This is a genomic window from Halomonas sp. 3A7M (assembly GCF_014897875.1).
Taxonomy (GTDB): domain Bacteria; phylum Pseudomonadota; class Gammaproteobacteria; order Pseudomonadales; family Halomonadaceae; genus Vreelandella.
Genome location: NZ_JABUZD010000104.1, coordinates 1 through 1,421, shown reverse-complemented (window position 1 = coordinate 1,421; position 1,421 = coordinate 1). Strand labels below are relative to the sequence as shown.

Sequence of the window (1,421 nt, the reverse complement as noted above, 5' to 3'; positions counted from 1 at the left end):
CAATGGGATGGACTCCTCCTCACCCTACTCCGGCGTCAGTGCGCCATACTGGTAGGTGGTTGGAAAACTATCAGCTTGAGAGTCAGGAGAAGCCCATATGAACATTAGCCGAGTTGGTGTGGATATCGCAAAGTCTGTCTTTCACGTACATGGCGTTGACCGGCATGAGAAGCCTCAATGGCGAGGTAAATATACCCGGGCCAAGTGGCTGGAGGCTGTCTGTCGACGCGTTCCTCAAGGCGCCACCATCGGCATGGAGGCATGTGCATCGGCGCATTATTGGGCGCGCGAACTTCAAGCGCGTGGCTACCATGTGAAGCTCATAGCGGCCCAATTCGTGAAACCTTACGTTAAAACGAATAAAAATGATCGGGCAGATGCTGAAGCGATTTGTGAAGCATTAGGCCGTCCAACGATGCGCTTCGTGGCCGTAAAAACCGTTGATCAACAGGACAGTCAAGCCACCCACCGGATCCGTGAAGAGCTGATTAGCCAGCGCACAGCGAAGGCCAATCAAATCCGTGGCCTCGTCGGTGAGTATGGGTTTATTGCCCCCACTGGTATTCAGCAGTTACGGCGGGCGCTGCCTCTTTGGCTAGAGGATGCCACCAACGGGCTCAGTGACCGCTTTCGCCGCCTATTGGCCGACTTAGCGGATGACTTACGTTATTTAGACGAGCGCGTTGCGCAGTTAACGTCCGCCATTGAAACACATGCCAACACCGACCCGGTTGCCAAGCGCTTGATGACCCTCCGCGGCATTGGCCCCATCACCGCCAGTGCCTTATCAGGTGTACTGGGTGACGGTACTATATACAAGCGAGGACGCGACTTTGCCGCCTCATTAGGACTGACCCCGCGTCAACATAGCACGGGCGGAAGAGAGCGCCTGTTGGGGATCAGTAAACGTGGCAATAGTTACTTACGCAAGCTGCTGGTACATGGCGCCCGCGCCGTCCTTCGTTATTCGGTGAAAAAAGACGACGGACTCAGCCAGTGGATCAAGCACCTTGCCGTGCGCAAACATCGCAACGTGGCGATCGTGGCACTCGCCAATAAGACAGCGCGTATGGCGTGGGCCGTCACACGTTACGAGGTGCCGTATAACCCTGAGTTGGCCGCCGCCGCTTAAACAGGTGACGCGACCATCAATGTTGAACCTTTAACCGGTGTTCCTACCGCCCCGACTGCACCACCACAAGAGAGATGGCGAACAGGTCGAACCGACGTCGGGCCATACCGTGTAGCGCGTAGAGCAAGAAAGCTCGTTTACGCTGAGGGTACCCGACGTGCGAATAGCCCATTAAGGTCCGATGTCCACGTTAGGCATCCTTTACGAGACCGGATATACGCTAGCAGTCGACTGTGCCGCTATGACCTTTTGTGCTTGCAGACGAGGAGGAGTCCATATACGCGCTACA

The 1,421-nt window shown here is 55.7% G+C and carries 1 protein-coding gene; it reads left to right on the top strand.

What is annotated here, in order from left to right:
* Positions 1–97: 97 nt before the first annotated feature.
* Positions 98–1,132 (top strand): IS110 family transposase, encoded by a 1,035-nt coding sequence (locus INT19_RS09095; protein WP_193060515.1) that lies wholly within the window; start codon positions 98–100, stop codon positions 1,130–1,132.
* The last annotated feature ends 289 nt before the right edge of the window (positions 1,133–1,421 follow it).

Bases quoted from the DNA above. Each gene is read 5' to 3' on its own strand.
- INT19_RS09095 (WP_193060515.1), top strand. From the start codon at position 98: ATGAACATTAGCCGAGTTGGTGTGGATATCGCAAAGTCTGTCTTTCAC.